Origin of the sequence: Streptomyces sp. HNM0575 (assembly GCF_012726265.1) — a bacterium.
Classification (GTDB): Bacteria; Actinomycetota; Actinomycetes; order Streptomycetales; family Streptomycetaceae; genus Streptomyces.
Genome location: NZ_JAASAG010000005.1, coordinates 118,210 through 130,305, shown reverse-complemented (window position 1 = coordinate 130,305; position 12,096 = coordinate 118,210). Strand labels below are relative to the sequence as shown.

The 12,096-nt window shown below is 71.4% G+C and carries 11 protein-coding genes; 4 read left to right on the top strand and 7 right to left on the bottom strand.

Annotated features, from left to right (window positions below; translation table 11 throughout):
• Positions 1-98 precede the first annotated feature (98 nt).
• From HCC61_RS14205 to HCC61_RS14195, 3 genes are all read right to left on the bottom strand, one after another.
• Positions 99-398, bottom strand: coding sequence for a DUF4193 domain-containing protein (locus tag HCC61_RS14205; protein WP_070010553.1), 300 nt, complete (start codon positions 396-398; stop codon positions 99-101).
• Between the two features lie 471 nt (positions 399-869).
• On the bottom strand, positions 870-2,171 hold the full coding sequence (locus tag HCC61_RS14200; protein ID WP_169135801.1) for a HAMP domain-containing sensor histidine kinase: 1,302 nt from the start codon (positions 2,169-2,171) through the stop codon (positions 870-872).
• A gap of 5 nt (positions 2,172-2,176) precedes the next feature.
• The gene (locus tag HCC61_RS14195; protein WP_169135800.1) at positions 2,177-2,830 is read right to left on the bottom strand and encodes a response regulator transcription factor; all 654 of its coding nucleotides are present in this window, start codon (positions 2,828-2,830) and stop codon (positions 2,177-2,179) included.
• 387 nt (positions 2,831-3,217) lie between these two features.
• On the opposite strand from HCC61_RS14195, the gene HCC61_RS14190 reads away from it, so the two are divergent.
• Complete coding sequence (locus tag HCC61_RS14190; RefSeq protein WP_169135799.1) at positions 3,218-3,391, top strand: hypothetical protein; 174 nt, start codon at positions 3,218-3,220, stop codon at positions 3,389-3,391.
• 208 nt (positions 3,392-3,599) lie between these two features.
• Here HCC61_RS14190 and HCC61_RS14185 read toward each other — a convergent pair whose 3' ends face one another.
• Positions 3,600-4,409, bottom strand: coding sequence for an inositol monophosphatase family protein (locus HCC61_RS14185; protein WP_169135798.1), 810 nt, complete (start codon positions 4,407-4,409; stop codon positions 3,600-3,602).
• A gap of 231 nt (positions 4,410-4,640) precedes the next feature.
• Positions 4,641-5,840, bottom strand: coding sequence for a ferrochelatase (locus tag HCC61_RS14180; protein ID WP_169135797.1), 1,200 nt, complete (start codon positions 5,838-5,840; stop codon positions 4,641-4,643).
• 197 nt (positions 5,841-6,037) lie between these two features.
• Between HCC61_RS14180 and HCC61_RS14175 the strand changes: the two genes are divergently transcribed.
• Complete coding sequence (locus tag HCC61_RS14175; RefSeq protein ID WP_169135796.1) at positions 6,038-7,408, top strand: D-arabinono-1,4-lactone oxidase; 1,371 nt, start codon at positions 6,038-6,040, stop codon at positions 7,406-7,408.
• A gap of 723 nt (positions 7,409-8,131) precedes the next feature.
• Positions 8,132-9,235 (top strand): septation protein SepH, encoded by a 1,104-nt coding sequence (gene sepH, locus HCC61_RS14170; protein ID WP_169135795.1) that lies wholly within the window; start codon positions 8,132-8,134, stop codon positions 9,233-9,235.
• Positions 9,236-9,408: 173 nt separating this feature from the next.
• On the opposite strand, the gene HCC61_RS14165 is transcribed toward sepH, so the two are convergent.
• Positions 9,409-10,272, bottom strand: a complete 864-nt coding sequence (locus HCC61_RS14165) for a sulfurtransferase (protein ID WP_169135794.1) — start codon at positions 10,270-10,272, stop codon at positions 9,409-9,411.
• A gap of 189 nt (positions 10,273-10,461) precedes the next feature.
• On the opposite strand from HCC61_RS14165, the gene HCC61_RS14160 reads away from it, so the two are divergent.
• Positions 10,462-11,358, top strand: coding sequence for a VOC family protein (locus HCC61_RS14160; RefSeq protein ID WP_169135793.1), 897 nt, complete (start codon positions 10,462-10,464; stop codon positions 11,356-11,358).
• Here the strand turns inward: HCC61_RS14160 and HCC61_RS14155 are convergent.
• On the bottom strand, positions 11,355-12,023 hold the full coding sequence (locus HCC61_RS14155) for a thymidine kinase (protein WP_169135792.1): 669 nt from the start codon (positions 12,021-12,023) through the stop codon (positions 11,355-11,357). The two genes, HCC61_RS14160 and HCC61_RS14155, sit on opposite strands and share 4 nt — an antisense overlap.
• Positions 12,024-12,096 lie beyond the last annotated feature (73 nt).

Genomic DNA, 12,096 nt, shown 5'->3' with positions numbered 1-12,096 from the left:
GCGGCTTCGCAGGCACCGGCACGAGCGAGGTCCGCTGGTCGGGCTCGCCTCGCTCGTCGTCACGCGTTCCGTCCGCCACTACGGCAGCCCCGCGCCGATCAGGCCGCGCAGTCGCGGCAGACGGGCTGGCCGTTCTTCTCGGCCGCGAGCTGGGACCGGTGATGGACGAGGAAGCAGCTCATGCACGTGAACTCGTCGGCCTGGCGAGGCAGCACCCGCACGGACAGCTCTTCGTTGGAGAGGTCCGCGCCGGGCAGCTCCAGGCCCTCGGCCTGCTCGAACTCGTCAACGTCCACGTTGGACGCCGACTTGTCGTTACGCCGGGCCTTCAGCTCTTCGATGCTGTCTTCGTTGACGTCGTCATCGGTCTTGCGTGGGGTGTCGTAGTCCGTTGCCATTTCGCTCTCCCCCTCTGGGTTTCTGTGGTGTCTCCAGCGCACGTAACGCGTGAGAGGCCGGACTTGTGCCCGACCTGAGGCGGAGATTTTGCCTCACATCAAGGTCTGTTACTCAATCGACACCCAACCGCACCCCTGAAGAGGTGATCGCGTCGGCTGCCGAGGAGGACCTTAAACGGTCCCCTGCTCGCGCTGCGCGCACGCACCCCGGGTACTGCCCACGATCTCCACCAGCGGAAACCTGGATTTTCCGGTAATTCTTCCCGTAGCCGCGTCACCCAGGGTGCGGGCCGGAAAATCGGGTGTGTGATCGATCACAGAAATGATCGCTTCACGCCACGGGACAAAATTCCGCATATAGCGAACCCCTGAAGTTATCCTCCAGGGCTCCCGCCCTCGCAACTCGTCACTGTGCGTGCCTTCTTGTGCACGTCTCGCGATGCGTCTTCCGTATCCCCATCCCCCCGGCTCTCAGACCGGCAGTACGACGCGCAGCGCCAGACCGCCCTCCTCCCGTCGCTCCGCGGTCACGGTGCCGCCGTGGGCACGTGCCACGGAGCGCACGATCGACAGTCCGAGGCCCACGCCCTTGTCGCTGCCCGTACGGTCGCTGCGCAGCCGCCGGAAGGGCTCGAAGAGGTTGTCGATCTCGTACGCCGGGACCGCCGGGCCCGTGTTCTCGACGAGCAGCATCGCGTGACCGGGCAGGGCCTCGGTGGCGACGGAGACCCATCCCTCCTCCGGAAGGTTGTAACGCACCGCGTTCTGCACGAGGTTGAGCGCGACCCGCTCCAGCAGCACGCCGTTCCCCTGTACGTACACGGGGTGCCGTGCGCCGCGAAGCTCCACGCCCTTGCCCTCCGCCTCGGCACGGACCTGCTCGACGGCGTGGGCCGCGACCTCGGCGAGGTCGACGGGCTTGCGGTCGACGATCTCGTTCTCGCTGCGGGCCAGGAGCAGCAGCCCCTCCACGAGCTGTTCGCTGCGTTCGTTCGTGGCGAGCAGGGTCTTGCCGAGCTGCTGCAACTCCGGTGACGCGTCGGGGTCGGAGAGCTGGACCTCCAGCAGGGTGCGGTTGATCGCGAGGGGTGTGCGCAGCTCGTGGGATGCGTTCGCGACGAAGCGCTGCTGCGCGGTGAAGGCTCGGTCGAGCCGGTCCAGCATGTCGTCGAAGGTGTCCGACAGCTCCTTCAGTTCGTCGTCCGGCCCCTCAAGTTCGATCCGCTTGTGGAGGTCGGAGCTGGCGACCTGGCGGGCGGTGCGGGTGATGCGGCCCAGCGGCGACAGGACCCGGCCCGCCATCACATAGCCGAACGCGAAGGCGGCCACCGCGAGACCGAGCAGCGCCAGCAGGGAGCGCTGGAGCAGTTCGTCGAGGGCGGCGGCGCGCTGCGCGTCGGTGCAGTCCTCCAGCCGCTCCATGAACTGCTCGCTGGGCAGCGTGCCCGAGAGTCCGGGGCAACTGTCCGAGGTGAGCTGGGCGTTGGCGTCGAGGATGCGGAAGGGGAGCTTGCTGCCCTCGTGCAGGGCCTCGGCCGCGAGCAGATAGATGAGGGTGAGAAGGACCATTCCCGCGATGAGGAACATGCCCCCGTACAGCAGCGTGAGCCGTATCCGGATCGTCGGGCGCAGCCAGGGATAGGGGCGGGAGGGGTCGGCCGGGTCCCAGGTGGGCTTCGGCGGCGCCGCGGCGGGCACGGAGGACGGGCCGCCGCCGGACTCCGCGGGCTTCGCGGGCTCGGACGGCTCGGAGGGTGTCGTGTGGGCGGCCATGGCGATCAGATCCTGTATCCGGCGCCGGGGACGGTGTGGATCACCGGGGGCTCGCCGAGCTTGCGGCGCAGCGTCATCACGGTGACCCGCACGACGTTGGTGAAGGGGTCGGTGTTCTCGTCCCAGGCCTTCTCCAGCAGCTGCTCGGCGGAGACGACGGTCCCCTCCCCGCGCATCAGCACCTCCAGCACGGCGAACTCCTTGGGGGCGAGCTGGATCTCGGCGCCGTTGCGGAAGACCTCGCGGCGGTTCGGGTCGAGCCTGATGCCCGCCCGCTCCAGCACAGGCGGAAGCGGAGAGGTGGCGCGCCGACCCAGCGCCCGTACGCGCGCGACCAGTTCGGAGAAGGCGAACGGCTTGGGCAGATAGTCGTCGGCGCCGATCTCCAATCCCTCGACGCGGTCGCTGACATCGCCGGACGCGGTGAGCATCAAAACTCTCGTGGGCAGCCCCAGGTCGACGATGCGGCGGCAGACGTCGTCGCCGTGCACCCGGGGGAGGTCGCGGTCGAGGACGACGACGTCGTAGTCGTTGACGTCGACGCGCTCCTCGGCCGCGGCACCGTCGTAGACCACGTCGACGGCCATGGCCTCCCGGCGGAGCCCCGTCGCGACGGCATCGGCGAGCAGCTGCTCGTCCTCGACGACGAGTACGCGCACGGCGGCTGCCTCCCTGTCCTGCTGGTTCCGAGCCGGTGTCTCCGGCTTGCTGGTGCTGGGACCACGGCAGCGTGTCCCGGCCGTACGGATGCGGTGCGGGGGCTGCTGCGATGCTGCAATCCTGCCCCGTACCTCGGTAAATCGCCGGTAAGGGCCGGGTCGGACCGGGGGCGGGAGATTTTTCGGGGCTTGAGGTTTCTCTGAGGTTGCCGACGGGGAGGACGAGGGGCACACCCCGCGATCACGCCCTGTAGGCGGCTAGCCACCCGACCGAGAGATCTGTCGCTCCGGCTGCCGACCGTCCAGCCAGGGAGCACGTCGTGATCATGATCGACAGAACCCTCGGCACACTCCCTGTGCCACCGACCCATGACGAGGGGGCGCAACATGGACGCGTTCACTGCCGGACTTCTCCAGCGTATACAGAACACCGAGAGCGACCTGAGCCGCGCTCGTGAGTCGGGCGACGACTTCCTCGTGGACGTCGAGCAGTCGGAGCTGGAAGACCTCCGCAGGATCGCCGCCGAGCACGGCGTGGAGATCGGCGCCAGCACGGTCTGAACGCCCTGGGCCGCGGCGGACGGCCTTCTCCGTCCGAAGCCGACGGCCGTACCGGACCCCATACGCAGCGATCGAGCCCCGGGAGCCCCCGCCCCGGGGCTCACTCATGTCCGGCGGAGGCCGGGCCTGGCGCATGCCGGAACCGTGCGAGCCGCGGATACGCGCGAGCGCCCGCGCACACGGCGGGCGGGGAGCCGGAGCGTGCGCCTCAGTCGTGCCAGGCGCCGAGGCGGTCGAGCAGCGGCTGGAGGATCTCGAAGACGCCCGGTGACGCCGCCACCGCGAGTTCGCCGTCGGGCGGCAGCCCCGGCCGGCCGCCCGTGCGTGCCCCCGCCTCACGTGCGATGAGGTCGCCGGCCGCGAGGTCCCATGAGTGCAGGCCGCGCTCGTAGAACGCGTCGAGCCGTCCCGCCGCCACGTCGCACAGGTCGACGGCGGCCGAGCCGGAGCGGCGGATGTCGCGGACCCGGGGGATCAACTGCCGCACCAGATCGGCCTGGACCGCGCGCCGCTCCGCCACGTAGTTGAAGCCGGTCCCGACGAGCGCCTGGTCGAAGGGGGGCGCGGGACGGCAGCGGACGGGCTGGGCGTTGCGGAAGGCGCCGTGGCCGAGCGCGGCGCGGAAGGTCTCGCGGCGCGGCGGTGACTCGACGACGCCGATGACCGTCTCGCCCTCGAACTCCGCGGCGATCGAGACGGCCCATCCGGGCAGTCCGTACAGATAGTTGACGGTGCCGTCGAGCGGGTCGACGATCCAGCGGACGCCGCTGGTGCCCGCCGAGGACGACCCCTCTTCGCCGAGGAACCCGTCGTCGGGGCGGCGCTCCGAGAGATAGCCGGTGATCAGCTTCTCGGAGGCGAGGTCCATCTCCGTGACGACGTCCACGGAGCTGGACTTGGTCGCGGAGACCTCCAGGTCCTCGGGGCGTCCGTCGTGCAGGAGGGCACCGGCGCGGTGGGCGGCCTCCAGGGCGAGTTCGAGGAGTTCGGCCTTGAGCTGGTCGACCTGGGCGCTCACGATTCTCCTTGCTCGGGCTCTCGTCGTGCTTCGTGGTACTTCAACGTGCTTTGTGGTGTGTCTGGTGCGCGCTGTGCGGGCGGTGCGTGTGATTCTCGCGGTGCGTGTGGTCCTCGTGGTGCTCGGCGGACCCGGTGCCGGGGTGCGGTGCAACCGGTTCCGGCGGCGGGTCCCACCTCAGTGTTCCCACGCGGGCGCGGAGTCGGCTGTCCCGAGTCTGCCCGCCGGGAGTCACGGGTATGGACTGTCCTCTCCGGCGGCGGCGGGCTTCGCAGTACGGCCGGGGCAGCAGCCCACCGGGCACACGTCGTGGCTGGGCCCCAGTCCGCCGAGGGCGCACCGTTCCGGGCTCGCGCCGCGCTCGGCGGCGGCGCGCTCCAGCACCAGTTCCCTTACGGCGGCGATGAAACGCGGGTCGGCGCCGACGGTCGCGGAGCGCGCCACCGGCAGGCCGAGTTCGCGCGCCTTGGCCGTGGCCTCGGTGTCGAGGTCGTAGAGGACCTCCATGTGGTCGGAGACGAAACCGATCGGCACCATCACTGCCGCGGGTGCGCCCTGGGAGTGCAGCGACTCCAGGTGGTCGCAGATGTCCGGCTCCAGCCACGGCACTTGGGGCGGGCCGCTGCGGGACTGGTAGACCAGCTCCCACGGGCGCTCGGTGCCCGTGCGCTCGGCCACCGACGCGGCGACGAGCCCGGCGACGTCCAGGTGCTGCGCCACGTACGCCCCGCCGTCTCCGTGGTCCGCCGGCGGCCCGGAGGTGTCCGCCGCGGCGGTGGGGATCGAGTGGGTGGTGAAGGCGAGCCGGGCACCGTCCCGTACGTCCGCGGGCAGCGAGCCCAGGGCGGCGAGGACGCCGTCGACCATGGGCTCCACGAATCCGGGGTGGTTGAAGAAGTGGCGCAGCTTGTCGACGCGGGGCGGCGTCAGCCCCTCCCCCTCGACGGTCGCCAGGGCCTCCGCGAGGTTCTCCCGGTACTGACGGCAGCCCGAGTACGAGGCGTAGGCGCTGGTGGCGAACGTCAGCACCCGGCGGCGGCCGTCGCGCGCCATCTCCCGCAGGGTGTCGGTGAGATAAGGGGCCCAGTTGCGGTTGCCCCAGTAGACCGGGAGTTCCACGCCCTGCTCGGCGAAGTCCTTGCGCAGTGCGTCGAGCAGGGTCCTGCACTGTGCGTTGATGGGGCTGACACCGTCGAAGAGGAAGTAGTGCTCGCCCACCTCCACGAGGCGCTCGCGCGGGATGCCGCGCCCCCTGGTGACGTTCTCCAGGAACGGCACGACGTCGTCGGGGCCTTCGGGACCCCCGAACGACAGCAGCAGGAGGGCGTCGTAGGGACGGGCGCCGGCGGGCCCGTGAGCACCTTCGGTGTCACCGGCCGTGCCGGGGGCCGGATCGGTGGCGGGGTCGCCGGCGTGGAGCGCATCGGACATGTTTCCCGATCCTGCCATCCCCGGGTACGGGACGTCGGCGCGGCTCCCGTGCGCGTACATGCGGCTCCGGTGCGCGCACATGTGGCCGTGCGCCTCCGGCCGTGTGCCTGCGGGCGGGCCCCGGAGGCGGCCCCGGGCGTGGAGGGCCCGGGGCCGTGAGTATGATCCGATGTCACCGCGAGAGGGGGCACGGCCTGATGAGCGCGCAGCCGACGAGCAGTGGACGGAGCGAGGGCCGTGACGCCCGTCCGGGCCGCAACGGCCGGAGCAGCCGCACGACCTGGCGCAACTGGGCCGGAAACGTCGCCGTCGCCCCCGCCCGCACCGTCTCCCCCTCCACCACCGAGGCGCTCGCGGAGACCGTACGCCGCGCCGCCGAGGACGGACTCCGCGTCAAGGCCGCCGGCACCGGCCACTCCTTCACCCCGGCGGCGGTCACGGACGGCATGCTGATCCGGCCCGAACGGCTGGCCGGCGTACGGAAGTTGGACCGGGACGCGGGCACCGTGACGGTCGCCGCCGGTACGACGCTCAAGCAGCTCAACGAGACCCTCGCCGCCGCCGGACTGTCGCTGACCAACATGGGCGACATCATGGAGCAGACCGTCTCCGGCGCCGTGAGCACGGGGACGCACGGCACCGGCCGTACGTCCGCGTCGCTGGCCGCCCAGGTCACCGGGCTGGAGCTGGTGTGCGCCGACGGCTCGGTGCTGCGCTGCTCCGAGCAGGAGAACGCCGAGGTCTTCGCGGCGGCCCGGCTGAGTCTCGGGGCGCTGGGCGTGATCAGCGAGCTGACGTTCGCCGTCGAGCCGGAGTTCCTGCTGACGGCCCGCGAAGAGCCCATGCACTTCGAGCAGGTGACCGCCGAGTTCGATCAACTCGTCGCCGAGAACGAGCACTTCGAGTTCTACTGGTTCCCGCACACCGACGGCTGCAACACCAAGCGGAACAACCGCAGCGACGGTCCGGCGAAGCCGCTCCCCCGGGTGCGCGGCTGGGTCGACGACGAGCTGCTCTCCAACGGCGTCTTCCAGGGCGTCAGTTCGCTGGGGGCGGCGGTCCCGGCCCTCGTGCCTGCGATCGCCCGCGTCTCCAGCAGGGCGCTGTCGGCGCGTACTTACACCGACATCCCCTACCGGGTCTTCACCAGCCCGCGGCGGGTGCGCTTCATCGAGATGGAGTACGCCCTGCCGCGCGAGGCGGCGGTGCCCGCGCTGTGGGAGCTGAAGCAGACGGTCGAGCGCTCACGGCTCCGCGTCGGTTTCCCCGTCGAGATACGCACGGCGCCCGCGGACGGCATTCCGCTGTCGACGGCGAACGGGCGCGAGACGGCGTACATCGCCGTGCACATGTACCGGGGCGCGCCGCACGAGGCGTACTTCGCCGAGGCGGAGCGGATCATGACCGCCCACGGAGGCCGCCCGCACTGGGGAAAGATGCATACGCGCGACGCCTCTCATCTCGCCGCCTCCTATCCGCAGTTCGGGGAATTCACCCGGATCCGCGACAGGCTCGATCCGCAGCGGATCTTCGGAAACGACTATCTGCGGCGGGTGTTCGGGGACTGAGCCGGGCCCCCGGACCGGCCGACCGGGCCCAGCTGCCCGGCCGAACCCGGCTGCCCGGCGCGCAGCGGGAGCACGCGCGAGATCCGTTCGCCCGCGATGTGCCTCCGTCCGCCCCCGGCGCTCCCCCTTCGCGCTGCGTGCACATCCGCGGCGTTCTCTCGCACGCCCTGAGCGCCGTCCGTACGTACGGAGCCCTTTCCGTACACAGGTCGTGCTCCCGCACACGCACTGCCCTGCCGTGTGTGCGAAGTCGTCGCCGATCCGGGGGACTTGCCGCTCCCGCCAGCCGATGGGCGGTCAACTGGCAGCAGTGAGCGCCCCGTTCATAAACGGACACGTAAGCGGGCAATATCCGAAGGCAATGGTTCCGTTCCGGCCGGATCTGTGACTCTTGCCACCACCCGAGGCCCTTTCTGGGCTTGCCCGAACCGCAAACCCCGTTCCCTGACTGCAATTTGAACGGCGCGGCGGTCCACCCGCGTGGCCCCAATGGAGTAGTGTGACGAGCCCTGGCCTCGGCTCACACCCGGCTCAGGCAGCACAGGTGACGAGGACGGTCACTATGCGTTGCGAAGTGATAACCGAGCCGTATGCAGCTCCGGGAAGGCCCCGGACGGCAGACAGATCGGCAAGGTTGTGGCAGGCCGCTCACGGGCAGGCCACACTCGTCCAGCGGGAGCAGCGACGCACGTGATGTCGGCAGGCACCACCCGGGAGGTTCACATGCCCGAACTGCGTGTCGTGGCCGTCAGCAACGACGGCACACGTCTGGTGCTCAAAGCTGCCGACAGCACGGAATACACGCTTCCGATTGACGAGCGGCTGCGCGCCGCCGTACGGAACGACAGGGCACGCCTCGGCCAGATCGAGATCGAGGTCGAGAGCCATCTGCGCCCCCGCGACATCCAGGCGCGTATACGGGCCGGTGCCTCCGCTGAGGAGGTCGCACAGCTCGCGGGCATCCCGGTCGACCGCGTGCGCCGCTTCGAGGGACCCGTGCTCGCCGAGCGCGCGTTCATGGCCGAGCGCGCCCGCAAGACGCCCGTGCGCCGCCCCGGTGAGAACGCGGGCCCGCAGCTCGGCGAGGCCGTGGCCGAGCGGCTGCTGGTGCGCGGCGCCGACAGGGACGCGGTGCACTGGGACTCGTGGAGACGCGAGGACGGCACCTGGGAGGTGCTGCTCGCCTACCGCGTGGCAGGCCAGCCGCACTCCGCGACATGGACGTACGACCCGCCCCGGCGCCTCGTGCAGGCCGTGGACGACGAGGCGCGCTCGCTCATCGGCGAGACCGACGACACGCCGGAGCCCAGCACGCCGTTCGTCCCGCGCATCGCCCGGCTTCCCAGGGAGCGCGGCGACCGCAGCGAGCGGGCCGCGGAGCGCGGCGGCGACCGCGCCGAGTTGGAACCCGCCGGCTTCTCCGGCGCATCCGGTGACGGCGCGGACGCCTCCGGCGACGAACCGGACTCCCTGACAAGCCTGTTGGAGGCCGTGCCGAACTTCCGCGGCGACATGGTCGTGCCGGAGCAGCAGAGCGCTCCGGCCTCCGCCGCCCACACCTCGTCCTCGTCGGACGCGGAGAGCTCCTCCGAGGACGACCGGGAGGCCGAGGAGGAAGAGGAGCCCGTGGAGCCTCCGGCGACGGCCGCGGGCGCCGGCTCGGCGTACGCGGACGTGCTGATGCCGCGGTCGGTGAGCGCGCACCGCGACAGGCTGAAGGGGAACACGGACCGGCAGGCCGAGGCGGACGGCGTGCGGCCCGGAAGGCGTGCCGCCGTGCCGAGTTGGGATGAGATCGTCTTCGGCACGCGCCGCAAGAAGGACTGAGCGCCGGACCGGCACGCGTGTGCCGTCCCACGTACGCACCGGGGCGTACGGGCCGTATCACCACACGGTCCGTACGCCCCGTTCTCATGGCTCTCATGCGCGTGGTTCTCATGCGCGGAGGGGAGCCAACCGGCCGCCGCCCGGGCTGAGTCGGCCGGCAGCCCGTCGGCTGTTCAGCCGGGCCGGGGGCCGGTGGCGACCGGCCGCTCCGGGTCGGCGGACCATTCGCTCCAGGAACCCACATACAGCGCGGCGTCGATTCCCGCCTGCGCCAGTGCCAGCACCTCGTGGGCGGCCGAGACGCCGGATCCGCAGTAGACGCCCACCTCCGTGTCATCGGTGACGCCCAACTCGCGGAAGCGGGCGCGCAGTTCCTCCGGCGAACGCAGCAGCGGCGGCCGGTCCCGGCCGGCGGCCTCGACGACGTTCTCGGACGTCGGTGCGGAGACCGCGCCCGGGATGTGCCCGCCGACGGGGTCGATCGGCTCCACCTCGCCCCGGTAACGCTCCCCTGCCCGCGCGTCCAGCAGCATCCCGCGCCGGGCCAGCGCGGCCGCGCCGTCCGCGTCCAGCGCGCGCACCGTCCCCGTCATCCCCGTCGTCCCCGTCCGTGGCGTGAAGTCGCCTGGCTCGGGCGTCACTTCGCCCGTCTCCAGCGGTCCGTCCCATGCGGCGAGGCCGCCGTCGAGCACGCGTACGTCGCCGTGGCCGGCCCGGCGCAGCAGCCACCAGGCGCGGGCCGCGGCCCAGCCCTGCCCGCCGTCGTAGACCACCACGGGACGGTCCCCGGAGACGCCCGCGCGGCGCATGGCCGCCGCGAAGACCTCCTGATCGGGCAGCGGATGGCGGCCCGATTCGCCCGGCGGGCCCGCGAGTTCGGTGTCGAGGTCGACGTAGACGGCTCCGGGCAGATGACCCGCCTCGTAGTCGGGCCTGCCGTGGGGGCCGCCGAGCTGCCACCGTACGTCGAGGAGCACGGGAGCCTCGCCGCGGGCGAGCCGGTCCGCGAGAGCCGATGCCGAAGTGATCGCTGTCATCCCGCCATTTTCCCTCAGGCCCGAGGAACAGACCGACGCGAAAAGGGAACTCGCGGCGGTGTCGGTGAGAATGACGCCACAGGGGGTGCGACGATCGGTCAGCGGCACGGAAGCACGGAATCCGAAGCGGTCCACCGCGGTCAACATACGACGCGACCACATCGACGATGGTCACTAGGGAGACGACGCATGACGGAGTCAGTAGCTCGGCACGCGCATTCGAGACAGAAGCCCGGCACGCCGTGCTGGGCGAGTCTGCTGGTGCGGGAGCTCGGCCGGAGCCAGGAGTTCTACCACAAGCTGTTCGGCTGGGAGTTCTACTCCGGACCGGATCAACCGGGGCCGTACGTACGGGCGTCGGCCGGCGGGCACGAGGTGGCCGGCCTCGGGGAGATCGTGCCCGGACGGAGCCTCAACGTCGCATGGCTGCCGTACATGGCCAGCGACGACGCGGACGAGACCGCCGGCCTGATCCGGGAGCGCGGCGGCACCGTCGCCGTGGGCCCGCTGGAGGCCGACAGCGCGGGACGGATGGCCATCGCCGCGGACACCACGGGCGCGGGCTTCGGCGTATGGCAGCCGACGCCGCAGCCCGGCGGCCTCAGCCCGGTGACGGCCGAGGTGCCGGGCGCACCCGTCTGGTACGAACTCGTCACCCGCGACTCCTCCACGGCCGGCAGCTTCTACCCCGCGGTCTTCGGATACGAGCCCACGAAGGGCCACTCGCCGGGGGACGGCGAGGACGACGGCGTCAGCGACGGCGGGGCCGGCGAGGACCCCGCGGAGGACGACTACGTGACACTGCGCGTGGACGGCGCACCCGTCGCCGGCATCCAAGGCATCGGACGCGCCCTGCCTCGCGACCGCGGCCCGTACTGGAAGACGTACTTCGCCGTCTCCGACACCGACGACACCGCCCGCCGCATCCTCGAACTCGGCGGCTCCCTCGTGCACTTGCCCACCGACACCCCGCACGGGCGGGTCGCAACGGCCGAGGATCCGGAAGGCGCGCAGTTCAGCGTGATCGCACAGGGTGCGGGTAGCGCATCCGGCGGCCGGGGCAGCCGGGCGGACCTGGGCGGCTAGGTGACGTGCGGCGTGGCGGGGGCGTCGATGGGCAGCACGTCCGGGGAGAGCGCCCCCGCCCGCGCCGTCGCGGAGGTCAGCCGCCGCCGGTGGTGGCGGCGGCACAGCACCTCGTAGCCGACCTCGCCGGTGGGCTCGCCCACGTCGCCGACGACGACCTGCGCGCCCTCGACGACCATCTTGCCGCCGACCGTGCGGGCGTTGTGCGTGGCCCGCGCACCGCACCAGCACAGCGCCTCGACCTGGAGCACCTCGATGCGGTCGGCCAGCTCCATCAGCCGCTGCGAGCCGGGAAACAGCCTCGTCCGGAAGTCCGTGGCGATGCCGAAAGCGAAGACGTCCATGCCCAAGTCGTCGACAATGCGGGCCAGTTGGTCGATCTGCCCGGGTGTGAGGAACTGCGCCTCGTCCACGATGACGTAGTCGGCACGCCCGCCCGCCGTCAGATGCTTGACGAGGTGCGAGTGGAAGTCGAAGCCGTCTCTGGCCTCGACCGCGTCCGTGACGAGCCCCAGCCGCGACGACAGACGCCCCTCCCCCGCGCGGTCGTTGCGCGTGAAGATCATCCCCTGGAGGCCGCGCGTGGACCGGTTGTGCTCGATCTGGAGAGCGAGTGTCGACTTGCCGCAGTCCATGGTTCCGGAGAAGAACACCAGCTCTGGCATGGAGAGGTCGGCCTTTCTGAGCGGGCGGGCAGGGCGTGTGCGCTCTTGCGGTCGTGAGCCCACGGACGTGAAC

Bases quoted from the DNA above. Each gene is read 5' to 3' on its own strand.
- HCC61_RS14205 (WP_070010553.1), bottom strand. From the start codon at position 398: ATGGCAACGGACTACGACACCCCACGCAAGACCGATGACGACGTCAAC.
- HCC61_RS14200 (WP_169135801.1), bottom strand. From the start codon at position 2,171: ATGGCCGCCCACACGACACCCTCCGAGCCGTCCGAGCCCGCGAAGCCC.
- HCC61_RS14190 (WP_169135799.1), top strand. From the start codon at position 3,218: ATGGACGCGTTCACTGCCGGACTTCTCCAGCGTATACAGAACACCGAG.
- HCC61_RS14180 (WP_169135797.1), bottom strand. From the start codon at position 5,840: ATGTCCGATGCGCTCCACGCCGGCGACCCCGCCACCGATCCGGCCCCC.
- HCC61_RS14175 (WP_169135796.1), top strand. From the start codon at position 6,038: ATGAGCGCGCAGCCGACGAGCAGTGGACGGAGCGAGGGCCGTGACGCC.
- sepH (WP_169135795.1), top strand. From the start codon at position 8,132: ATGCCCGAACTGCGTGTCGTGGCCGTCAGCAACGACGGCACACGTCTG.
- HCC61_RS14165 (WP_169135794.1), bottom strand. From the start codon at position 10,272: ATGACAGCGATCACTTCGGCATCGGCTCTCGCGGACCGGCTCGCCCGC.
- HCC61_RS14160 (WP_169135793.1), top strand. From the start codon at position 10,462: ATGACGGAGTCAGTAGCTCGGCACGCGCATTCGAGACAGAAGCCCGGC.
- HCC61_RS14155 (WP_169135792.1), bottom strand. From the start codon at position 12,023: ATGCCAGAGCTGGTGTTCTTCTCCGGAACCATGGACTGCGGCAAGTCG.